The organism is Caballeronia choica, from assembly GCF_001544535.1.
GTDB classification, from domain to species: domain Bacteria; phylum Pseudomonadota; class Gammaproteobacteria; order Burkholderiales; family Burkholderiaceae; genus Caballeronia; species Caballeronia choica.
On record NZ_FCON02000096.1, the window covers coordinates 1 to 22,255 of the forward strand.

Genomic DNA, 22,255 nt, shown 5'->3' on the forward strand with positions numbered 1-22,255 from the left:
ATCGCTATATCACCATCCTACGTTCGTGCTTGCTGCATGCTTCAATTCACCGCTTAGCGAACCTGTCGTCGGGCACGAAGTGCCAGGACGGATGTATGACTGCTGGTCCACTTCGTATAGCGGTGCGACGCGCGCGCCTTTTCTACATGCCAACAACGATGAAACCCTGCTAACGACACTCCCCCGGTTGGACCACTCCGAGGGAACGGGCTAGCGGCGCATGGCAAGGATTGGCGTTGTGAAGCTGCTTTCTTTGCTTACTTTCTTTGCAGCAGCAAAGAAAGTGAGTCCCGCCCCGGACAGGGGCAGAGCAAATAGACCGCTAAGAAAGCAAGTTCCATAGAAGCCTGAGCGCATCAAACGGCGTAACCCACCCCCACCACCACCCCCACCGGCGCGCGAAAGCGAACACACCCGCGATGAACGGATCGAACGAAGCGGAAGGGAACGAGAAGGAGGCGCTACGGCAGCAACGATGCCACGCCCACGCAATGAACCGCGATGAACGCGCGTGCGGCGACGCAGTTGTGGCGCCGCACGGAGCGGCGCGACAGCACGGTGAAGACGGACTGGAAGCGGCGATCGGGAAGACTGCCGCAGCGATCGGTCATGGAACGCTCAGCGCCGCGATGACCCGCGTACTGGCTCTTGCTCCATATGACCAAAGGGCTTTGGACTCTCACGATTTCACTCGAGTGTTGAGGGTTCAGCGCCTCGCGAACGAAGCGGGGAAAGAGCGTCGCAAAGGCTAAACGCTTGCGCGACGTTGACGATTCCCTGTCGTTCAGAATATACGAGCCAATATTGCCGTCAATACGTTTTTTCCAGCAGCTTGCCTTTGATCTTTGAAGGGATAACAAGACCGCGCGAAACAATTCATCGATAATTATGCGTCATTCGCCAATCCACTCCCGAGCCCATGCTTTCGAACCTGCTGGTACAACTCGTCAATGGACTCGCCGATGCCTGCGCGCTCTTTCTCGTCGCCTCGGGCCTTTCGCTTATTTTCGGCGTGACGCGCATCGTCAATTTCGCGCATGGTTCTTTCTATATGCTCGGCGTGTATGTCGCGTACAGCCTGACGAGCCGCTTCGGCGCTACGGCGGCAGGTTTCTGGCTGTCGATGATCGCGGCGGCGCTCGTCATCGCGGTGCTCGGCGCGCTCGTCGAAGTGATCGTGATGCGACGCATCTACCAGGCGCCTGAGCTGTTCCACCTGATCGCCACGTTCGCGCTCGTGCTCATCTTCCGCGACGCGGCGCTGTCGATCTGGGGACCCGAGGACCTGTTCGGACCGCGCGCCGCATCTTGCCGGCGCTGTCGAAGTGCTCGACCATCAGGTGCCGGCCTACAACATCGCATTGGTCGTCATCGGCCCGCTCGTGCTCGTCGCGCTGTGGCACGCTCTCACGCGCACGCGCTGGGGCACGCTCGTGCGCGCGGCGACGAGCGACCGCGAGATGCTGGGTGCGCTCGGCATCAACCAGGCATGGCTCTTCACCAGTGTGTTCTTCGCGGGCGCGTTTCTCGCGGGGCTCGGCGGCGCGTTGCAGGTGCCGCGCATGTCGGCCAACCTCTCGCTCGATCTCGATACGATCGGCAATGCATTCGTGGTCGTGGTGGTCGGCGGCATGGGATCGATTCCCGGTGCGTTCATCGCGGCGCTCCTGATCGCCGAGATCAAGGCGCTGTGCATCGGCATCGGACACGTGTCGATATTCGGCATCGATGTTTCGCTCAGCAAGTTCACGCTCGTCGCGGAGTTCGTCGTGATGGCGGTCGTGCTGGTCCTGCGGCCGTGGGGGCTGCTCGGCCGCGCGCAAACAGCGGTGCGTTTTACGGGCGCCCCCGAGACACCGTTGCGTCCCGCGGACAAGCGCCTCAAGGCCCTGGCTGCAGGCGTCGTGCTGTTGCTCGTGCTCGCGCCGCTCATGGCCGGCAGCTTCCCGTATGTACCGGTGCTGCTCGTCGAGATCATGATCGCCGTGCTGTTTGCCGCGAGCCTGCACTTCATCATGGGGCCGGGCGGCATGCATTCGTTCGGGCACGCCGCGTACTTCGGACTCGGCGCATACGGCGCGGCACTGTTCCTCAAGATGCTCTCGCTGCCGATGGAACTCGCGCTCGTGCTCGGCCCCTTGCTCGCGGTGCTCGGCGCGCTCGTGTTCGGCTGGTTCTGCGTGCGCCTCTCGGGCGTCTATCTCGCGATGCTCACGCTCGCGTTCGCGCAGATCGTGTGGTCGATCGTGTACCAGTGGGACGCCGTGACGGGCGGCAGCAACGGCATCCTCGGCCTGTGGCCGTCGCGGTGGCTGAGTTCGCCTGTCGCGTACTACTACGTGACGCTCGTCTTCGTGGTCCTCGGCGTGTGGCTGCTGCGCCGCATGCTGTTCGCGCCGTTCGGTCATGCGATGCGCGCATCGCGCGATTCCGCCTTGCGCGCCGAAGCCATCGGCATCGATGTGCAACGCATCCAGTGGACCGCGTTCGTGATCGCGTCGATTCCTTGCGGACTGGCCGGCTCGCTCTATGCGTTTTCGAAGGGCAACATATCGCCGGAGGTGATCAGCGTCGGGCGTTCCGTCGACGGCCTCGTGATGGTGCTGCTCGGCGGCGTGCAGACGCTCGCCGGGCCGATCGTCGGCGCGCCGGTCTATACGTGGCTGAAGGATACAGTCATGCGCCAGACCGACTACTGGCAGGCGCTTCTCGGCGCGGCGATCCTGCTGCTCGTGATCGCGTTTCCACAGGGCATCGCCGGATTCGTGCGTGAACGCTTCGCGGAGGCCGACTGATGCTGCTTCGCGTGACCAATCTGTCGAAGTCGTTCGATGGCGTGCAGGCCGTCGATGCCGTCTCGTTCGACCTCGCCGCCGGCCGCCTGCTCGCGCTGATCGGCCCGAACGGCGCGGGCAAGTCGACCTGCTTCAACATGGTCAACGGCCAGTTGAAGCCGTCGGCGGGATCGATCATCTTTCGCGGCGACAATATCGCCGGCATGCGTCCCCGCGACATCTGGCGGCTCGGCGTCGGGCGCACGTTCCAGATTGCCGCCACGTTCAACTCCATGACGGTCATCGAGAACGTGCAGATGGCGCTCGCATCGCGCGAGCGGCGTCTGTTTGGCTTGTGGAAGCCCGCCGCATCGTTGCATGCCGACGAAGCGATGGAACTGCTCGATCAGGTCGGCATGGCCGGCCACGCGAGGCGCGCGTGCGGCGTGCTTGCCTATGGCGACGTGAAGCGCGTCGAACTGGCGATCGCGCTCTCGAACCGGCCGAAGCTGCTGCTGATGGACGAACCCACTGCCGGCATGGCACCGCAGGAGCGCAACGAGCTCATGGCGTTGACCCGACGACTCGTGCGCGAACACAACATCGGCGTGCTGTTCACGGAGCACAGCATGGACGTGGTATTCGAATACGCCGACAAGCTGATCGTGCTCGCGCGCGGCAAGGTGATCGCCGAAGGCACCGCCGAAACCGTGCGCAACCATCCTCGCGTGCAGGAGGTGTACCTTGGCACCGGCAAGTCGTTCACGCCGCGCGCGACCTTCGCTGGCGGAGTCAGACGATGAGCGACAGCACTGAACCGATGTTGCAGGTGTCCGGGCTGAACGCGTTCTATGGCCGGGCGCAGGTTCTTTTCGACGTCGGCTTCGAAGTCGGACGCGGGGAAGTGGTCGCGCTGATGGGCCGCAACGGCGCGGGCAAATCGACGACGATGAAGGCCGTCATGGGACTCTTGCCGCGCACCGCGGGCACCGTCACGTTCAGGGGCACGGAGATCGACGCGTTGCCGCCCTATCGCATCGCGCGGCTCGGGCTGGGCTTCGTGCCCGAAGACCGGCGCGTGTTCGGCGATCTCACGGTGATGGAGAACCTCGACACCGGCCGTCAGCCGCCACGCGAAGGCGCGCCGCACTGGACGCCCGAGAGGCTGTTTCGCCTGTTTCCGAATCTCGGCGAGATGCGCGAACGGCGCGCGAGCCGCATGAGCGGCGGCGAGCAGCAGATGCTCACCGTATCCCGCACACTGATGGGCAATCCGCATCTCGTGTTGCTCGACGAACCGTCGGAAGGCGTGGCGCCCGTCATCGTCGAGCAGATGGCGAACATGATTCTCGAACTCAAGCGCGAAGGGCTTTCCATCCTGCTCTCCGAACAGAACCTGCATTTCGCCGAACTCGTCAGCGATCGCGCGTATGTGCTCGAACGAGGACAGGTACGGTTCAGCGGCACGATGGATGAACTCGCCCGCGATGAAGCGCTGCGACGCGATCATTTGAGCGTGTAGGCATGGCGTCCGCTGGTCCGCTTATCCGCTGGCACAATCACGCTTCAACCCGACATTCAACCCGGAGATACTTTCATGATGCGCGCGGCAACGCTATTTCGCCTGACGATAATCGCTACCGCCACCTTCGCGGCATCGGGCGCGCGGGCCGAGACGATCAGGATCGGCGAGATCAACAGCTACAAGGCGCAGCCCGCGTTTCTTGTGCCGTACAAGAACGGCTGGAACCTCGCGCTCGATGAAATCAACGCGGCGGGCGGCGTCGACGGCAACAAGCTCGAAGTCATCTCGCGCGACGACAACGGCAATCCGGGCGACACGATCCGCGTCGCGCAGGAACTCGTCGCGCGCGAGCAGGTGAAGCTGTTGTTCGGCGGTTACCTGTCGAACACGGGCCTTGCGCTTGCCGACTATGCGAAGCAGCGGCGCATCTTTTTCCTTGCGGCCGAACCGCTTACCGACAAGATCGTCTGGCAGGACGGCAACAAGTACACGTATCGCCTGCGGCCCTCCACGTACATGCAGGTCGCGATGCTGGTGCCCGAGGCCGCGAAGCTGAAGAAGAAGCGTTGGGCGCTCGTGTACCCGAACTACGAGTACGGACAGTCGGCGGTTGCTACGTTCAAGCGGCTCTTGAAGGCGGCGCAACCGGACGTCGAGTTCGTGACCGAGCAGGCGACGCCGCTTGGCAACGTCGATGCGGGCGCGGTGACACAGGCGCTTGCCGATGCGAAGCCCGACGCGATTTTCAACGTGCTCTTCAGCGCCGACCTTGGCAAGTTCGTGCGCGAGGGCAATACGCGCGGGCTATTCAAGGACCGCTCGGTGGTGTCGCTTCTGACGGGCGAGCCGGACTATCTCGATCCGCTTGGCGCGGAGGCGCCGGTTGGCTGGATCGTGACGGGTTATCCGTGGTATTCGATCGATACGCCGGCCAACCTCAAGTTCGTCGCGGACTATCGCGCGAAGTATCACGACTATCCGCGGCTGGGCTCGGTGGTGGGATATACGGCGATGATGTCGCTTGCTGCCGGCCTCAAGAAAGCCGGCTCGGCGGATTCGGACAAGCTTGCCGCGGCGTTCAAGGGTCTTTCGGTTGAGACGCCGTTTGGGCCGATCGTCTACCGTCGGCAAGATAATCAGTCGACGATGGGGGCGTACGTGGGAGTGACGGGACTCAAGGACGGGAAAGGCGTGATGACTTCGTATCGATATATCGATGGGGCTAGCGTCCAGCCCACGGACGATGAGGTTCGGAAGCTGCGGCCAGCGGAGTAGGGTGGTTGCTGGCGCTTGGGGTTCTTGCTGCTGCAAAGCGAGCAATCCGGCGCAACCCCTTGGCTCCTTTCATCGCTTTGCACTTCAGCCAGGGGCCGCGTTTGCCGGGAAAGGCGTGCGGGTCACGGCGCGCCGCCCTAGCGCAAATTTCAGCATCTGGATGGTCACGAGCGCCAGTATCAAGCCACCGAACACGTCCGCTAGATAATGTCCGCCTTGGATTGGCGTCGACACCACCATGGTCACGTTCAGTAATACGGCGAAAGGAAAAATCAAGCTATTGCGTCGAAGCGAGTATGCGAAGAAAACGGCAAGCGCCGTATGAAATGAGGGGAGGGATACGAGGCCTTGTATCCGGGTGAGGTCGAATTGCCGCATCGTTCCGTTTCGAAGCAGATTGAAGTCGGATACGGTAGCAGCGGTGTTTGGGTCAGCAATATTGAAATGGACAAACGCGCTCGCCGCAGGAAACGGCGTTGACACCAGAAGAAGCAGGATGCTCGATACCATCAGGTGAAGCACGAAGTCCGATAAATCTTCGTCGCGACCGAACAATCCCAATACAGCCGGAATTCCGAACAACTGCCATATCCCGCTGCCGTAAGCGAATGCAAGAACCCGCTGCACAGCTCCGTGCGAGTGAACCCAGTGATAAACACTTGGCCAATCAAAGCCGAGTGCCCGGTCGAAGTGGACGAGGCTGTCGTCCACTAGCGGCGCGTTGACCGTCACGGACAGATATGACAGGACGCCTGCAACCGGTATGAAGAACATCAGCAGCGTCAGCCAGGCGAGTGCCCACGCTAACTCCGCGTAACGAAGCCTTTGAGTAGCCAGCCTGTAGCGAGGAATCTTTGCCATAGCAGCGAGACCCACGGCAATGCATGACAAAAGGCCAATCGCCTTGGCACCTTGGACAATGTCGTCCGCCTTCACCGAGTAGCCGCCGAAGTAGAGCCACGCGAAGTCAACCATCAAGAATAGGGCGACAACGAGCCAGCCGCCGAGATAGCGCTTTCTTAAGAACCGGGAAGGCCGCCCTCGACACTCGTCAATAAAGCTGCTTTGCGCCACGGTCTCGATCATTTTGGTCATTAAGGTATGGGCGGTCGACGCGCTTTTTCGGGTGAAGGGGCTCGACGCAGATCCTTTTCTCTAAAACGCAGTTGCAACAGCCAATCGAGCCAGGAATTGGTTCAGCCTTAGTCATAACGGCAAAGCGCGGCAAAACCTGAGAGCGAATGCATCGATCAAGGTTGGGCGGCCGCTTTTGCGTTGAATTGAGATATCCCGGCACGCGCCCGGTCGCGCGTCGAAGCCGCCCCGCGCAGGGGCGGAGCTGATGGACCGCCAAGAAAACAAGCTTCACAGAAGCCTTGGCGCATCAAACGGTTGAAGCCCGCCCCAAGCGCCAGCGACTCACACCACCTTGAACGGCTTGCTAAGAAACCGCGATCCGGCAAGTCCGAACCTCCACGGTACGTCCATCGCCTTCGTAAGCCCGATCCGCGGCCCGCAAGCAATCTCATACTCCTCACCCGCCGGTTCAACACGAAACGGCGCCACACTCAGCGACATGCCATTGTTCCGATGCGTAATGCCAAGCGCCTGCGCAAGACGTCCAGGCCCCGAGCAAAGGAGCTTCAAAGGCTCAAGCCCGCGCCGCTCTCGCATCACGTCGATTCCATGCAACGGCTCGATAGCCCGAATCAGCACTCCGGCGCCGTGCCCCGCTTCGCGGCACACAAAATTCAGGCACCAGTGAATCCCATACGAACGATAAACATAGACATGCCCCGGCGGCCCGAACATCACCGCGTTGCGCGGCGTAGGCCCGGAAAAACTGTGCGACGCCGGATCTTCGCGATCATATGCTTCAGTCTCGACGATGCGGCCGCCAACGCCGTCCACAGTCAAGACGGCGCCGATCAAAAGCCTCGCGACAAGCTCGGAGGACGCGGAGAAATCGATGGAAGTAGTCACACGCAGTATTCTAGCCGGGCTCGCTCACTCGTTCATCGTGGAGACACGGACATGAAAAACGCCTGGTTCCTCAAGTTCTCGAATACGCTCGCGCAGATAGCCGGCCATGCGTCGACATTCATGATCGCGGTCTTGCTCGTGATCGTCTGGGCGATCTCCGGGCCGCTCTTTCACTTCAGCGACACCTGGCAACTCGTCATCAACACGTCGACGACCATCGTCACCTTCCTGATGGTCTTCCTGATCCAGAACACGCAGAACCGCGATACCGCCGCGATGCAGATCAAGCTCGACGAACTGATCCGCGCAGTCGACCAGGCGCACAACGCGCTGCTCGATCTGGAGGAACTCGACGAAAAGGATCTCGCGAAGTTTCGCGAGCGCTACGAGAAACTCGCAAGAGAGGCGCGCGACGACTTGCGCGATGCGCACCGTGAGATCGATCTCCCTTCTATCGAGCAGCAGCGCAAGAAGTAGGCGATGCGCTCATTTGATGCTTTTCCCAACATTTGCATTGCGAATGGCTTGCCAACTGAGGTGGGTTAGAGGATAAAATGCGGTTCACGCATTCATGAGCCATTCAAGACTCTTGAAAGCTTGAAGGGCAGGGCAAAGCGGGCGGCTTTCTTCAAAGCGCTCTCCAGGCAAATAAAAGAACAAAAGCCACGGAGAGACCCGCAAAGCGGATTGGCAAGACATCAGGATTCGCAAACGTTTGGCGACTTTTTGCCGGCGTGGCCCGCTCCACGATCCGGCGGTCAAAAACGCGAAAGAAGTTGTTTTTCCTCTCTAAAGTTTTGCGGCTTTCTGCCGATTAGCGGTCGATTTCCGGCCATTCAAACTCAGGAAATGAGGCCAATAAGGCCTTCATTTGGCGAGATTATTTCTTCCGAGAGTCGCTAGGATGTGTCGTACCCGGTGCGCGTTCCGTATCGGGTCCACACCTACCCTTCTCGTAAAAGGAATAATCAAATGCGCAAACTTCTCAAGGCGTTTGTCCGCGATGAACGCGGCGTCAGCGCGATGGAATACGCCGTCCTGGCCGGTATTGTCGTGATCGCCCTGGGCGGCATGGCAGCGACGTTCAAGACCAGCATCGGCACGATGTTCAGCACCCTGTTCACGACGGTCACGGCCTCGCAGAACAACGCGAGCTAACCGGCGTTCCCAGAGGTCCGAACGCCGTCTGTCCGGACCTCTCCCTTGGCCTTTGTGTTCATAACGGCACCATCGTGCAGATCCTGTCCCTTGCCATTCGTCTCGTCGTTTTGTGCGTGCTGCTATGGCTCGCGGTCATCGACGTTCGCTCGCGGCGTTTGCCGACGAAGATCGTCCTCACGATCGGCGCTCTCTATTTCGCGGATGCGCTGCTGCTCGGCAAATCCGTCGACGACGTCATGGCGCACCTGCTTCTCGCGCTCGGCGTCTTCATCATCTGCGCTGCGCTGTTTGCGGCAAGGATGCTGGGCGGAGGCGACGCAAAACTCGCCTCCGTGATCTTTTTGTGGGCCGGCCTGAGCCTTTCGCTGCCCGCCTTGACTCTGATTTCCGTGATCGGGACGCTGGTGTCCCTGGTCAGTCTGGCTACGCGACGCATGAATCCGTCGCAGCGTTCCCACCCGATGCGGGCGCTGGCGATGTTCTCCGGCGCGCGCGGCGTGCCTTACGGCGTTGCGCTGGCGCTTGGCGGTGGCACCGTCATCGTGTTGCCCACGCTTGTGCCCTTGCTCCTGACACGATAGGACGCCGTCCCCATGTCCAACATCATCAAAATTGCCGTGCTGCTGGTGGGTGCGATCCTGATCGCCCTGATCGTCCGGGTGGTCATCGCGAGTGCATCGCGTCCGTCCGCACCCGCTGCCGTCACGACCGAGAAAGTCCAGGTGAGCGCCGCCGATCTTCCGCAGGGCCTCCTCCTGCGCGACGAAGACCTGATCTGGAAGCAGGTGCCCGTTTCGCAGATTCCCGTGAACGCGATCATCTCCGGCGCACCGAACGCCCCCGACCTGAAGGGCGCGCTGCTGCGCCACCCGGTCGCGAGCGGCGCGGTCCTGGTCGCCGACGACGTCATCCTGCCGAGCGCCCCGGGCTTTCTCGCGGCGACGCTGAAGCCTGAGATGCGCGCGGTATCGGTCGCCGTGGACGACGTCTCGGGCAACGCGGGCCTCATTCAGCCGGGCGATTACATCGACCTGCTCCTGACCCAGCAAATGGAACGCCGCACGGATTCGCCGGATCTGGCGGTGTCGAGTGAAACGGTGGTCGAGCACGTCCGTGTGCTCGCGGTCGGCTCGGAGATCAGCCGCCCGAAGAACAACGGCGATGCGCCCGAAACGGGCAGCCGCGCCCGCACGGTGACGCTCGAAGTGACGCCGCGCATGGGCGAGGTCGTCGCGGTGGCGGCACGGCTCGGCAGTCTTTCGCTGGCGCTGCGCAGCTTCGCGACGGTCACGCGCGATCCCGCCGCGTCCGCCGCAGCGGGTGCCTCGTCCTCGGAGCACGCGCCGATCTGGGCGGGCGACATCTCGCGCGCGGTGCGCGAGCTGCCGCGCTCGCATGCGGCACGCGCCAGCACGAACAACGCAGCTCCGCCCGTGCCGCGCACGGTGACCATCTATCGCGGCTCTGAAAAGGCCGACGGGTCGGGCGTCGCGCAAGTGGCGGGCGCAGCCGAGACGGCGCCGCCGCTGCCGACCGTCCCCACTCAGCGCTGAAGCCGTGCGAACCGGCAGCCGTAGCGTCTTATCGCCAGGATTGAAGTCATGAAAACGCAGTTCAGTTCGAGTCGCACCGAAGCAGGGCCTGTTGCGCGCCTCGCGCTCGTCACAGCGTGCGCGATGCTGATGCCCGCCGCCGTGGCGCAGGCGGCGCAGCCCCTCTCCGAAGGCGCGCCTCGCGTCACTCAGATGGCGCAGGCGCGAACGCCGGTCAACACGGTGCCCAACCCCTTTGCCGCCGCTGCGCCGATGCCCGTGAACCAGCAAGGCCCGCTCGCGATCGATGCCGGCAAGGGCACGATGCTGCGCCTGAATGAAGACGCGGTGTCGGTGTTCGTCGCGGACCCGACGATTGCGGATGTCCATGTGCCGTCGCCGAAAACGGTGTTCGTGCTCGGCAAGAAGTCCGGCACCACGACGCTCTACGTGCTCGGCGCAAACAACAAGACGCTCTTGCAGCGCACGGTGGTCGTGGCGCGCGACATGCTGTCGTTGCGCAACATGGTGGCCGGGCGCTTTCCGAACCTGAACGTGCAGTTGAGCACGGGACAGGGCTCGCTGCTGCTGACGGGCCAGGTGCCGAATGCTTCCGACGCCGACGCCATCGTGCAGGCCGTCTCGCCCTATCTCGCCGAGAAGGAAGTGCTGATCAACCGCATGACGATCGACCGGCCGTTGCAGGTGCAGTTACGCGTGCGGATCACGGAAGTGGACCGCAACATCACGCAGCAACTGGGCATCAACTGGCAGGCGATGGGCAGCGCGGTCGGCAACTTCTATGGCGGCATCTTCAGCGGCCGCCCGATCTACAACCTGAACCAGCCGCTCCCGAACGGCTCGGGCGGCGTCACGTTCCCGGTCAACCTGCCGAGCAACAATGCCTATTCGCTGCTGGGCGCATTCAAAACCGGCAACGTGGACATCCGCGCGCTGGTCGACGCGCTGAACCAGGAAGGCTTGCTCACGGTGCTCGCGGAGCCGAACCTCGTGGCGCTGTCGGGCCAGACGGCGAGCTTTCTCGCCGGTGGCGAATTCCCGATTCCGGTCTCGCAGACCAACGGCGCGATCTCGGTCGAGTTCAAGCAGTTCGGCGTCAAGCTCGACTTCACGCCGACCGTGATCAACGAGCGGCGCATCAGCCTGAAGGTGCGTCCGGAAGTGAGCCAGATCGATACGTCGGTGAGCGTCACCACAGGCGGCATCACGGTGCCGGGCCTCTCCGTGCGCCGAGCGGACACCACCGTCGAACTCGCGAGCGGCCAGAGCTTCGCGATCGGCGGGCTCCTGCAGAGCAACACGACCGACATCATTTCGCAAGTGCCGGGCGTCGGTTCGATACCGATCCTGGGCAAGCTTTTTTCGTCGTCGAACTACCAGAACAACAAGACCGAGCTCGTCATCATGGTGACGCCGTATCTGGTCGAGCCGACCGATCCGTCGAAGCTGCGCACGCCGCTCGATTCGCTGATATCGCCGAGCAGCGACGTCGAGTACAGCTTCAAGCGCCAGTCCGTCGACGAGTCGCAGCAGTCAGGCCAGCCGCGTCTCGTCGGCGCGGCCGGGTACGTCTACTGAGCACCATGCCATGAAACACACACGATTTCTCGCACTTGTCCTCGTCTGCGCGTTCGCGGCGAGTGCCAGCGGCTGCTTCAAGCCGCCGCGCAACATGCCCAACGAGTCGGTCGTCGGCTTCGACGGCCACTCGGCAACGCCACCCGATTGCGAGAGCCTGGCGCGCCCGTCGCTCCTGACGGACGCGGGCCTCCGGCGGCCGAGCATGCAGTGGGGCTGCGCGACCTACACCAATCTCGCGGCGCAGCTTGCGCACCCCGAGGACGCCGTGAAGCCGCAGACGCTCGGCCCCGCCGACGCCGCGGTCGCAGCAAGCGCCGTGCACCGCTATCAGACCGGCCACGTGATCCCGCTGGACACCACGACGTCGCGCGATTCCAAGTGACGCGCCACTCTCGAAGAAGAACGCCATGAGCACGACAGAACTGAGTTTCATGAAAGCCAAGAGCGGGGTGCGCAACGCCGATTTCATCGCGTTCGTCGCCGATCGCAAGACCGAGCAGGTGCTCAAGAGCTTCGTGCTCGAGCAGGCGATGCCGCACGCACATATCGCGATCGGCAATGTCGAGGACGCGATCGCGCACCTGTCGAAGATCGAGCGCTCGCCGCTCTTTCTGCTCGTCGATTTGCAGGACTCGGTGATGCCGCTGTCCGACCTCGGGCGTCTCGCGGAGGTGTGCGAGCCGTCGGTGCAGGTCGTGGCGCTCGGTGAACGCAATGACGTCGGGCTGTTCCGCAGCCTGCTCAAGATCGGCGTGCGCGACTATCTCGTCAAGCCGCTGACCGTCGAACTGCTCAAGCGCACGGTCAATGTATCCGAGGGCAAGGTGAGCCCGGTGACGCTCGCGCGCGCGGGCAAGACCATCGCGTTCGCCGGCACGCGCGGCGGGGTCGGCGTGACGACGCTCGCGCTCAACCTGGCCCGCCATCTGGCCGAGGAAACTCATCGGCGCGTCGCCTATGTCGACCTGAACCTGTGCGGCGGCGCGGCGAACGGCATGCTCGGAATGCAGAGCAACAACGGCCTCGTCGACGTGCTGCAGAACGTGCGCCGGCTCGATCCGCAATACGTGGAGCGCACGCTCGTCGCCAAGGGCAGCCGCCTTTACGTGCTGTCCGCCGACATCGACTACGGCACCGCAAAGCAGTTCGAAGCGGGCGCGCTGCCGCGCGTCATCGAACTGCTGTGCGACAGCTTTCACTATGTGATTCTCGATATCGGCAACCCCGGCGATTCGCTCGCGCAAGAGGCGTTCGACCACGCGTCGCGGGTCTATCTCGTGGTGGACCGCTCGGTGCATTCGACGCGCGAGACGATCCGCCTCTTGCGCTTCATCGAGGATCGCGAGAACAACCCGCCGACTTCGCTCCTGATGAACAACCCGAACGCCGCGACCTCGGGCAAGGTCCAGCCGACCGACTTCATGTCGGCCGTGGGCCGCACGGTGCTGCACGAAGTGTTGTTCGAGACGAAGGCGATCTCCACCGCCGAGAATCTCGGCGAGGCGCCGGTCGAGAAAGCACAGACCGGCTTCAACCAGGCCATCGCGCGGATCGCAAGCGACCTGACCGGGCAGCATGCCGCGGCCGAGCGCACGTTCCTCCAGAAGTTCAGACTGAGGAGGAAATGATGTTCGGGCAGAAGCAGGTTTCCCGGTCAGAGTCGGCCATGACACAAACGGTCGTGGCGGATGCCGCCGCCGCGCTGACGACGGTCGCGCCGATGCCGGCCGCGCCCGTCCCGGCCCGGCCGGCGGCGTCCGAAGGCGGCGAGGCGCTGGTTCGATCGGACCTGTTCAAGCTGATCCGCAACGGCGTGTTCGCTTCGATGAACGCCTCGGCGGCGGTCGGCAAGACGCGCGAGCAGATGAAGCCGGGTGTCGAGCAGCTCGTGCTGGAAGTCGCCGAGCGCGAACGCCTGAACATCACGCTCGCGGAGCAGGGGCAGATCGTCGGGGAACTGCTGAACGACATGTTCGGCCTCGGCCCGATCGAGCCGCTGCTCGCCGATGAAACCATCACCGACGTGCTCGTGAACGGGCCCGATCAGGTCTATGTGGAACGTCACGGCCGCCTCGAACTGACGACCTGCAAGTTCCGCGACAACACGCACGTGATCAACGTTGCGCAGCGGATTGCGGCGGGTGTCGGGCGCCGCGTGGACGAAAGCAGCCCGATGGTCGACGCGCGTCTCGCGGACGGCAGCCGGGTCAACGTCGTGCTGCCGCCGCTCGCGATTCACGGCGCGTCGATCTCCATCCGGAAGTTTTCCAAGCGCAACATCACGCTGCACCGGATGGCGCAGCAGGGCAACATGTCCCAGGCGATGGCGAACGTGCTCAAGCTCGCGAGCACTTGCCGCCTGAACATCATCGTGTCGGGCGGTACGGGTTCCGGCAAGACGACGCTGCTCAATGCGCTTTCGCACTTCATCGGACTCGGCGAGCGCACCATCACGATCGAGGACGCGGCCGAACTGCAACTCGTGCAGCCGCACGTCGTGAGCCTCGAAACACGGCCGGAGAATGCGGAAGGACTTGGCGCGGTCGCGCAGCGCGATCTCGTGCGCAACGCGCTGCGGATGCGCCCGGACCGCATCATCCTCGGCGAAACCCGCGGCCCGGAAGCCTTCGACGTGTTGCAGGCGATGAACACCGGCCACGACGGCTCGATGACGACCATCCACGCGAACACGCCGCGCGACGGCATCACGCGTCTGGAAAGCATGGTCATGATGGCGAACGGCAACCTGCCGCTCTTGTCGATCCGCCGGCAGATCGCGAGCGCCGTGCATCTGATCGTGCAGATCGAACGGATGCGCGACGGCATGCGCCGCGTCACGCGCATCACGGAACTCGTCGGCATGGAAGGCGACGTCATCATCACGCAGGACCTCTTCACCTTCCGCTACGACGCGAGCGCGTACAGCGAAGAAGTGAAGGGCGCCTACGAATCGGCGGCTGTGCGGCCGGCGTTTTCAGCGCGTGCGGCCTACTACGGTCTCGAAAGTGCGCTGCTCGAGGCGATGATTCCATGAACCTGGTCAACCTCATTACGATCTGCTCGTTCGTCGCCGTGGTGCTGATCGGCGTGATGGTGCTGACCGTGCAGGACATGCGCAACCACCAGCCGCATGCGCGCATCCGGACCCGCATGCAGCAGTCGTTCACCGCGCAGGTCGTGCGCGCGAAGGAGGGCGGCAAGCGTGACATCGATCTGTTCAAGGTCAGCAAGAAGGACAATCTCGCGAGCCGCTGGTTCGGCCCGAAGCTGGTGCGCCTCAAGACAGTCGCTGGCGCCCGCGGCATGAAGATCGTGGTCGGGGCGGCGCTGGCCGGCGAGCTGGTCGCGCTCATCATGACGCACTTCATGCCGCTGCCCGACTTCGCTATACCGTTGCTGATCCTCGGGCTGCCGGTGCTCGCGCTCGTGCAGGCATACCGCTTCCTGGTGGAGCGTTTTCGCAAGCGCTTCCTCGACGGCTTTCCCGACGTGATCGACCTGATCGTGCGTGCGGTGCGCGCGGGCGTTCCTGTGACGCAAGTGATCGGTTCGGCGGCGAGCGAATGTCCCGAGCCGCTGCGCACCGAGTTCAAGCTGATGAGCGATTCCCTGCAGGTCGGCCTCGACCTGGAGGAAGTGCTGGCGGTGGCGGTGCGGCGCATCGAGATCGCGGACTTTTCCTTTTTCTGCGTCTGCCTGTTGCTGCAGCGTGAAACCGGCGGCCAGCTTGGCGAGACGCTCGAGAACCTCGCGGGCATCGTGCGCACGCGACGCGAAATCCGCATGAAGACCAAGGCGCTCACCGGCGAAGCCCGCATCACGACGAAGATTCTCGCCGCCATTCCGGTCGTCATCATGCTATCGATGTACTTCGCCAACCACGACTACCTGATGGTGCTGTTCGATACGCAAGCGGGCCACAAGCTGCTCACGTTCGCCGTCATCTCGATCGTGATGGGCGTGGTGGTGATCAGCAAGATGTCCAAACTCGATACCTCGCGATGACTCCGGACAACGTCGAAACACTGATCAACCTGCTGATGCTGCTTGCCCTGTTCGCGGTGCTGGCGATCTGGTGGGCAACCAAGCACGGCGGACGCCGTGGCCGGATTGCGGAGCGCGCGCGCATGGCCGCGCTCACGCACCGCAGCGACCACGCCAACGTCGACGATGCGGACGAGGACGCGGGCTTTCGCAAGCGTGTCCTGCGCCGGCTCGCCCGGGTCGGCGACAAGATTCCGCTCTTCGATGCGAAGTACCGGCTCAAGCTTCAGAAGGAGATGGTCAGGAGCGGCTATCGTAGCAATCTCGCGGTGTCGATCCTGCTTGCGGCGAAGTTCTGTTTCGGCCTGATCTGCGCGGCGCTCACCGTGATGATGGGCTCGCATATTCCGCTGATCGGCGAGTACCCGGCGGCGCGCGGCATCGCGATGCTGATGGTGTTCGTGGTCGGCATGATCATCCCCGAATACTTCGTGGCGTTCCGCGCGTCGCGCCGCCGCAAGAAGATGGCGGGATGCCTGCCCGATGCGCTCGACCTGCTCGTGATCTGCACCAACGCCGGCAACAGTCTCGGCGTGAGCATTCGGCGTGTCGCGAATGAACTGAAGACCATCTGTCCGCCGCTGTCGGACGAATTCGCGCTGACCGCCGACGAACTCAAGCTCTCCGGCGACAGTACGCGCGCGCTGGTTGGTCTGGCCGAGCGCATCGACCTGCCCTCCATCCGCGCGCTCATTTCGACGCTTACGCAGTCCATGCGCTATGGCACGCCGATCACGCAGGCGCTGCGCACGCTCTCGCGCACGGAGCGGCTCGCGCACATCGTCTCGCTCGAAGAGAAGGCCGCGAAGCTCGCGCCCAAGATGGTCGTGCCGATGATGCTCTTCATTCTTCCCGCGATCATCGCGATCGCAGCCGGTCCGGCCGTCATTCAACTTCTCGCCTTTGTCGCGGGGCAATCCAAATGAACTCAACAGCAGTATTCCGTCGCGTCGTGATGACGGCCTGTGGCGCGTCGCTCGTGCTCGCGTCCGCCGCCTGCACCACGACAACCCGCCAGGTCACCGAGACCCGTCCGGTCATGCGCAACTCCGCGCCCAGCACCGCGAGCGAGCTTCATATCGCGGACACGGCGCTCGACTCGGGCAACTTCGAACTCGCGACCAGTCTGTTCGAGAAGGCCGTGCAGGCCGATCCCCGGTCGGTGCCCGGCCTGACCGGGCTCGGCAACACGCTCTACACGATCGGCGACTTCACGCGGGCGAACGTCTACTACCAGCGCGCGAGCAAGGTCGACCCGAATGCGACGGCGCCGCTCATCGGCATCGGGCGCGTGGCGATTCATCAGCGCCGCTTCGACGACGCGATCTCGACCTATCACCGGGTGCTCGCCATGTCGCCGAACGATCCGCTCGCGTCGGCGGGGCTCGGCGCGGCGCTCGACCTCAACGGCGACCACGCCGGCGCCCAGACCGTGTTGCGCCAGGCGCTGACGGTCAATCCCGGCGATCCGCTCCTCTCCGTGAATCTCGGCTTGTCGCTGATTCTCGGCGGCAATCCGCGCGAAGGCGCGAACGTGCTGCTCGATGTCACGCGCTATCCGGCCGCGCCGCCGCAGGCGCGCCAGAATCTTGCGCTGGCTTACGGCCTCCTCGGCAACACGGAAGCCGCGGCGGAAATCCTCGCGCATGACATGCCCAAGGCTTCGGTGAACGACAACCTGCGCTACTACGAAGCCCAGCGCGCGCGCATCGCGCAACCTGCAACGAGCGCCGCGCCGTTGCCGTTGCCCTTGCCGTCGACGGCGGCCAGGGTCGGTCTGGTGCCGGCCGCGCAGATCCAGGCGGCGAGCCTGCGATGACAGCGGCGCTCGCGCGCTGGCGCGCAGGTTTCGTTGCGCGGCTCGTTCGCGACAGCCGCGGCGTATCCGCGATCGAGTTCGCGCTAGTCGCGCCGGTGGTGTTCATCCTGGTGCTCGGCACCGTGGAAATTGCGCTCGACATGTTCGTGGACGCGTCGGTGCAGATCGCCGCGCAACAGGCGTCGCGGGTCGGCCTGACGACGGCGAATCCCGCGAGCGGCACGCGCGCGCAGCAGGCGCAGACGATCGTGAAAAACATCCTGGGCCGCTGGCAGAACATCGGCGGCACGGTGAGCATCACGACGCTGAACTATGGCTCCTACAACAACGTGGGCAGCACCAGCTATCAATCGAACATGGGCAATTTCGGCGATGTCGTGTCCTACAACATCACCGTGACGGTGCCGGGCTTCTCGGGGATTCCCCAGCTCTTCGGGGTACAGACGCTCACGTTCCAACGCAACTACATCGTGCAGAACGAAAAATGAACAGCACGCTCGAAACAATGCCGTCGTCCGGGCTTCGAAGGCTTCGAGGCAGGCTGCGCCGTCTATGGCGATCGGACCGTGGCAGCGTGGCGATCGAGTTCGTCGTGATCGTTCCGCTGATGCTGCTCGTGCTGCTCGGATTCACCGAACTGTATATGTACATGCGGGCGGTCAGCATCGTCGAACATACGGCGTTCACGCTCGCCGATTCGGTCGGCCAGATGCAGTCGGCCATCAACGACACCTCGACCAGCAATTCGAACAACCTCGGTTCGCTGTGGAACGCCGCGACGGTGCTTGCAGCGCCCAATACCCTGAACGCAAAGGGTGGCGTGATCGTCACCTCGATATGCGAGAAGACGACCACCTGTTCGGCCTCGACCGCGACTCCGAAAGTAAGCCCGCTCCCCAACCCGTTGCCGGCGATGACGAACGGCACCGCCCAGATCTTCTGGCAGAAGAGCGCGCCGTGGACGCCGTCGGGCATGGCTTCGCGCGTGACGGCCGGCAATGTCGTGCCGCAGACCTGGCCGTTTCGCAACTGGGACTCGGCGGTCGTCATCGAAGTGTTCCTGATTTACACGCCGTTCGCGATGACCGCGCCGTTCTGGACCAATGCGCCGGGCACGCAGACGATCTATGAGCGCGTCTATGTGCGCCCGCGCTCGGGTGCGCCACTCTACCTCGACCCCGCGTCATGATGCCGAAGCCTTTCATGAACCGCCGCCTCGGTGCGTCTGTGCGCCGCGCGGGCCCATCGGAGCCGTGCAATGCCGCGACGCTCCTCACGGGCGACGAGGGCGCGGTCACGATGATCCTCGCCGTCTGCGGAAGCCTGATGATCGGCACGATGTGTACCGCGCTCGACACGATCCACTATGAGACGACTCAGGCGCGCATGCAGATGGCGCTCGACGTCGCCACGCTCTCCGCCGGCGCCGATCTCGCGCATACCGATCTCAGCGTGGCGCAGTGGCAGAAGGATGCGCGCGCCTACTACAACACGAACATGCCGGCGGGCTACATGGCGCTCACGATGCCCGACGCCAATTTCTCGGCCACGGTCAGCGGCACCCCCGCGACGGGACAGACGATCAAGCTGTCGGCATCGGGCTCCATGCCGCTGCTCGCGCCCTTCTTTTTCGGCAACAACTCGGGAGGAAGCGGGGGATCGGGTTCGGGCTCGGGTTCGAACTCGCCGGACGTCGCGACGGTTTCGGCTAGCAACACGGCGCTGCGCATTCCGCAGAGCACGCTCGAACTCGCGCTGATCCTCGACAACACCGGCTCGATGTCCGACTACGCGAGCACCGACAAGACGCAGGGCACCAAGATCCAGGGGCTTCGCACGGCGGCGGCCAACCTCGTGTCGAACATCTTCAGCATGACGACCAACGACTCGTACATCGGCCTCGTGCCGTTCACGACGATGGTCAACGTCGGCAGCGCCCTGTCGCCCGCCGGAAGCTGGCTGACGTCCAGCTTCAGCGCCTACAACGCGAAGAATTTATCGATGACGCCGAACTCGAATTACAGCGGATCGGGCTGGGGCGGGTGCGCGGTCGAGCCGCGCGATGCCGGCGGCAATATGTATCCAAAGGCCTACGCGCCAAAAGACGTGCCGGGCTTCAGGCCGTTTTATTACAACGTCCCGCCCGCGACCAACACGCCGAATCCGGGCTTCAAGATCACGAGCTACAACGTCACGACGAACAAGGGCAAGACGGTCTGCACCGTGGCTTCCACCAACACGGTCACTGGCGTTCCGCTGACTTACCAGACGAAGGGCTCGGTCACATACTGCGGCGGCGGAGATTCCAACGCGATCTACGACAGTTGGGGCCAGCCGTCGACGAACAACGCGACCACGACGATCGACCAGAACGGCAACACGAACGGCGGGAAGAACGGACCCTGCGCGATCGCGCCGGCACTGTTCCTCACGAAGAGCTCCAGCACGCTCACGACCGCGATCAACAACATGCAGGCGAACGGCTCCACGCTGATTCCGACGGGCCTGTTGTGGGGCTGGCGGATGTTGTCGTCGAGCTGGTCCAACAGCCTCTCGAACGGCAATGGCTGGACCTCGGCAAATTCCGCCCTGCCGCTGCCCGAGACCACGCAGAACATGCAGCGGGTCGCGATCGTACTGACCGACGGCGAGAACGACCCGGGCAGCGCGAACGGCATCATGCCGCCTCCGTCGTTCAACGGGCTCTCGGGTGTGGGGAACAGCGTGCTGAAGGCGCCCACGGTGTTCCGCCCCGACGGTTCGCAAATGACGAACGGCTCGATGTCTTCGGTGGACGACATCAACAGCTTCCAGCTTGCCGTCTGCACGGCGATGAAGAACAGCGGCATCACGATCTACGCGATCACGTTCGGCACGTACGGCACCGACACGGCGAGCGTCGCCGCGCAGCAGACGATGCAAAGCTGCGCATCGCCGGGCAACTACTATCACGCGCCGACCAACCAGGATCTCAACACGATCTTCCAGCAGATCGCGGGCAACCTCGGCGTGCTTCGACTGACCCAATAAGGACGGAAGGGCGCATCCAGCCGCGCGCCCGACCGGAAAAAAACACACCACGGAAGTAGCATGATTTCAGAAGTCGCCAAGGCAGGAAGCACCTTTGTCGTTCCGATCACGAAACATCCCGCGCCCGCAGCGCGTGCACCGCTCGCGCCACGTCTTGCAGGTCTGACCTCGAAACAGATCATGACGGAAATCGCCGTGCGAGTGGCCACGGTGGCGCTGCTTTCGATCTTCCTCGTCGGGTCGGTGGCTCAGTTCGTGCGCGATCCATCGAGAATCACGCTGCTCATCTTTGCGTTCGCTGAATTCGTGACCCTTGGCCTCGCGGTGTTCGCTCGCGTCCCTGCTCAAAGGGACTGGAATCTCCTGAGTGTCGTGATGGCGACGTGCGCGTCGTTCTACTTTCTCGCGTTCCGGATCGAGCCGGGTATCCGGCTGGTGCCTGAGAGCGTCGCTGCGTGCCTGCAGATTGTCGGCATGGTGATCCAGATCGCCGCCAAGCTTTCGCTTCGAAGGTCGTTTGGAATCCTGCCTGCCAACCGAGGCGTGGTCGTGCGCGGGCCCTATCGCTTTCTGCGCCATCCGATGTACTTCGGCTATCTGATCAAGGATGTCGGGTTCCTGCTTCCGAACTTCGGGCTTCAGAATCTCTTCGTGCTGGTGGTGCATTGGGGCCTGCAGGTCGGGCGGGTCGTCCGCGAGGAAAAGCTGCTTTCCGGGGATCGTCGCTACCGCGAATATATGAGCCGCGTGCGGTATCGGTTGATTGTCGGCGTGTTTTAGAGGCGCAGACACGACGCGGCCCGGCGCGCACTGTCCGGCGGCGCTTCGTGGGCACGCGCGTTGCTGAATCGTCTCGTGCAAGTCCACTTGAACGCTAAAGGAGAGTCGACATGCCCGAGAAGAAAACCGTGGAACGCGCCCACGCCGCGAAGCGCGCAGGAAAGTCGCCGAGCACTCAGGCCGGCGCCTTCGTCAAGGAACAGATCGATCACATTCGCGAAGGCAAGCACGGCGCGAAATCGGCGAAGCAGGCGATCGCGATCGGCTTGTCGGAAGCGCGCCGCGCAGGGGTCGGCGTGAAGGCGCCCAAGCAGGGCACGACGTCCGAAGCCACGCGCAAGAAAGCCGCCAAGGACACCGCCGCCGGCCAGCACAAGACGAAGAAAAGCGCGAGCACCGAGTCGAAGAGCAAGCGCTCGGCCGTCGCCACGCGCGTGCTCAAGCGCGAGAGCACGAAGGCCGCATCGCATACGGCGCTCTCGCGGCAAGCGCACGCCAGCGCAAGCCGACGCTCGGCCGCTGACCGCTCGGCCGCCGCGAAGAAAGGCTGGGCGACTCGCCGCAAGGCCGCAGCGGCGAAGGGGTCAGGCGCGCGTTCCGCGTCCCGCTGATAGCAAGGTCGCCGCGCCGAAGGGGAGCGGGGAACTCGTTCCGCGTCCCGCTGATAGCAAGGTCGCCGCGCCGAAGGGGAGCAGGGAACTCGTTCCGCGTCCCGCTTATAGCAATGTCG

General features: G+C 63.6%; 22 protein-coding genes and 1 pseudogene. 20 read left to right on the top strand and 3 right to left on the bottom strand.

All coding sequences use genetic code 11. The features are described from left to right. Positions 1-461: 461 nt before the first annotated feature. Positions 462-611, bottom strand: a complete 150-nt coding sequence (locus AWB68_RS48945; RefSeq protein ID WP_200828827.1) for a hypothetical protein — start codon at positions 609-611, stop codon at positions 462-464. A gap of 308 nt (positions 612-919) precedes the next feature. Between AWB68_RS48945 and AWB68_RS29815 the strand changes: the two are divergent. From AWB68_RS29815 to AWB68_RS29830, 4 genes and pseudogenes are all read left to right on the top strand, one after another. After that, positions 920-2,795: pseudogene (locus AWB68_RS29815) on the top strand (ABC transporter permease). Then, positions 2,792-3,577: an ABC transporter ATP-binding protein gene (locus AWB68_RS29820; protein ID WP_087647917.1), complete on the top strand. Its 786-nt coding sequence runs from the start codon at positions 2,792-2,794 to the stop codon at positions 3,575-3,577. The pseudogene AWB68_RS29815 and the gene AWB68_RS29820 overlap by 4 nt, the downstream one beginning before the upstream one ends. Next, on the top strand, positions 3,574-4,296 hold the full coding sequence (locus AWB68_RS29825; RefSeq protein ID WP_087647918.1) for an ABC transporter ATP-binding protein: 723 nt from the start codon (positions 3,574-3,576) through the stop codon (positions 4,294-4,296). The genes AWB68_RS29820 and AWB68_RS29825 overlap by 4 nt, the downstream gene beginning before the upstream one ends. A 78-nt stretch (positions 4,297-4,374) precedes the next feature. Continuing rightward, positions 4,375-5,574 (top strand): ABC transporter substrate-binding protein, encoded by a 1,200-nt coding sequence (locus tag AWB68_RS29830; protein WP_374729623.1) that lies wholly within the window; start codon positions 4,375-4,377, stop codon positions 5,572-5,574. Between the two features lie 84 nt (positions 5,575-5,658). Here AWB68_RS29830 and AWB68_RS29835 read toward each other — a convergent pair whose 3' ends face one another. Both AWB68_RS29835 and AWB68_RS29840 read right to left on the bottom strand, forming a co-directional pair. Then, positions 5,659-6,669 (bottom strand): phosphatase PAP2 family protein, encoded by a 1,011-nt coding sequence (locus AWB68_RS29835; protein ID WP_087647920.1) that lies wholly within the window; start codon positions 6,667-6,669, stop codon positions 5,659-5,661. A 324-nt stretch (positions 6,670-6,993) separates the two neighbouring features. Further along, positions 6,994-7,566, bottom strand: a complete 573-nt coding sequence (locus tag AWB68_RS29840) for a DNA-3-methyladenine glycosylase (protein ID WP_087647921.1) — start codon at positions 7,564-7,566, stop codon at positions 6,994-6,996. Between the two features lie 42 nt (positions 7,567-7,608). Between AWB68_RS29840 and AWB68_RS29845 the strand changes: the two genes are divergently transcribed. The 16 genes from AWB68_RS29845 to AWB68_RS29920 all read left to right on the top strand — a co-directional run bounded on the left by AWB68_RS29845 (position 7,609) and on the right by AWB68_RS29920 (position 22,136). Then, the gene (locus tag AWB68_RS29845; RefSeq protein ID WP_087647922.1) at positions 7,609-8,034 is read left to right on the top strand and encodes a low affinity iron permease family protein; all 426 of its coding nucleotides are present in this window, start codon (positions 7,609-7,611) and stop codon (positions 8,032-8,034) included. Between the two features lie 495 nt (positions 8,035-8,529). After that, positions 8,530-8,715: a Flp family type IVb pilin gene (locus AWB68_RS29850; RefSeq protein ID WP_087647923.1), complete on the top strand. Its 186-nt coding sequence runs from the start codon at positions 8,530-8,532 to the stop codon at positions 8,713-8,715. Between the two features lie 74 nt (positions 8,716-8,789). Next, complete coding sequence (locus AWB68_RS29855) at positions 8,790-9,299, top strand: A24 family peptidase (RefSeq protein ID WP_087647924.1); 510 nt, start codon at positions 8,790-8,792, stop codon at positions 9,297-9,299. A 12-nt stretch (positions 9,300-9,311) separates the two neighbouring features. Beyond that, positions 9,312-10,271, top strand: coding sequence for a Flp pilus assembly protein CpaB (gene cpaB, locus AWB68_RS29860; protein WP_087647925.1), 960 nt, complete (start codon positions 9,312-9,314; stop codon positions 10,269-10,271). A gap of 252 nt (positions 10,272-10,523) precedes the next feature. Further along, complete coding sequence (locus AWB68_RS29865) at positions 10,524-11,849, top strand: type II and III secretion system protein family protein (RefSeq protein ID WP_235028571.1); 1,326 nt, start codon at positions 10,524-10,526, stop codon at positions 11,847-11,849. A 10-nt stretch (positions 11,850-11,859) separates the two neighbouring features. Then, positions 11,860-12,234 (top strand): CpaD family pilus assembly lipoprotein, encoded by a 375-nt coding sequence (locus AWB68_RS29870; RefSeq protein ID WP_087647926.1) that lies wholly within the window; start codon positions 11,860-11,862, stop codon positions 12,232-12,234. A 25-nt stretch (positions 12,235-12,259) separates the two neighbouring features. After that, complete coding sequence (locus AWB68_RS29875; RefSeq protein WP_087647927.1) at positions 12,260-13,480, top strand: CpaE/TadZ family protein; 1,221 nt, start codon at positions 12,260-12,262, stop codon at positions 13,478-13,480. Further along, positions 13,477-14,886 (top strand): TadA family conjugal transfer-associated ATPase, encoded by a 1,410-nt coding sequence (locus AWB68_RS29880; protein WP_374729622.1) that lies wholly within the window; start codon positions 13,477-13,479, stop codon positions 14,884-14,886. The genes AWB68_RS29875 and AWB68_RS29880 overlap by 4 nt, the downstream gene beginning before the upstream one ends. Further along, positions 14,883-15,857 (top strand): type II secretion system F family protein, encoded by a 975-nt coding sequence (locus AWB68_RS29885; RefSeq protein WP_087647929.1) that lies wholly within the window; start codon positions 14,883-14,885, stop codon positions 15,855-15,857. The genes AWB68_RS29880 and AWB68_RS29885 overlap by 4 nt, the downstream gene beginning before the upstream one ends. Continuing rightward, entirely contained in the window at positions 15,854-16,822 is a 969-nt protein-coding gene (locus tag AWB68_RS29890; protein ID WP_087647930.1) for a type II secretion system F family protein, read from the top strand. Before AWB68_RS29885 ends, AWB68_RS29890 begins: the two co-directional genes overlap by 4 nt. Continuing rightward, on the top strand, positions 16,819-17,715 hold the full coding sequence (locus tag AWB68_RS29895) for a tetratricopeptide repeat protein (RefSeq protein WP_087647931.1): 897 nt from the start codon (positions 16,819-16,821) through the stop codon (positions 17,713-17,715). The genes AWB68_RS29890 and AWB68_RS29895 overlap by 4 nt, the downstream gene beginning before the upstream one ends. Next, on the top strand, positions 17,712-18,203 hold the full coding sequence (locus AWB68_RS29900) for a TadE/TadG family type IV pilus assembly protein (RefSeq protein ID WP_087647932.1): 492 nt from the start codon (positions 17,712-17,714) through the stop codon (positions 18,201-18,203). Before AWB68_RS29895 ends, AWB68_RS29900 begins: the two co-directional genes overlap by 4 nt. A gap of 86 nt (positions 18,204-18,289) precedes the next feature. After that, positions 18,290-18,904 carry a TadE/TadG family type IV pilus assembly protein gene (locus tag AWB68_RS29905; protein WP_235028569.1) on the top strand — a complete coding sequence of 205 codons (615 nt, stop codon included), beginning with the start codon at positions 18,290-18,292 and terminating at the stop codon, positions 18,902-18,904. Between the two features lie 14 nt (positions 18,905-18,918). Next, positions 18,919-20,745 (top strand): vWA domain-containing protein, encoded by a 1,827-nt coding sequence (locus tag AWB68_RS29910; protein ID WP_235028570.1) that lies wholly within the window; start codon positions 18,919-18,921, stop codon positions 20,743-20,745. A gap of 60 nt (positions 20,746-20,805) precedes the next feature. After that, positions 20,806-21,525 carry a methyltransferase family protein gene (locus tag AWB68_RS29915; protein WP_087647933.1) on the top strand — a complete coding sequence of 240 codons (720 nt, stop codon included), beginning with the start codon at positions 20,806-20,808 and terminating at the stop codon, positions 21,523-21,525. A gap of 110 nt (positions 21,526-21,635) precedes the next feature. After that, positions 21,636-22,136, top strand: coding sequence for a DUF6496 domain-containing protein (locus AWB68_RS29920; RefSeq protein WP_087647934.1), 501 nt, complete (start codon positions 21,636-21,638; stop codon positions 22,134-22,136). The last annotated feature ends 119 nt before the right edge of the window (positions 22,137-22,255 follow it).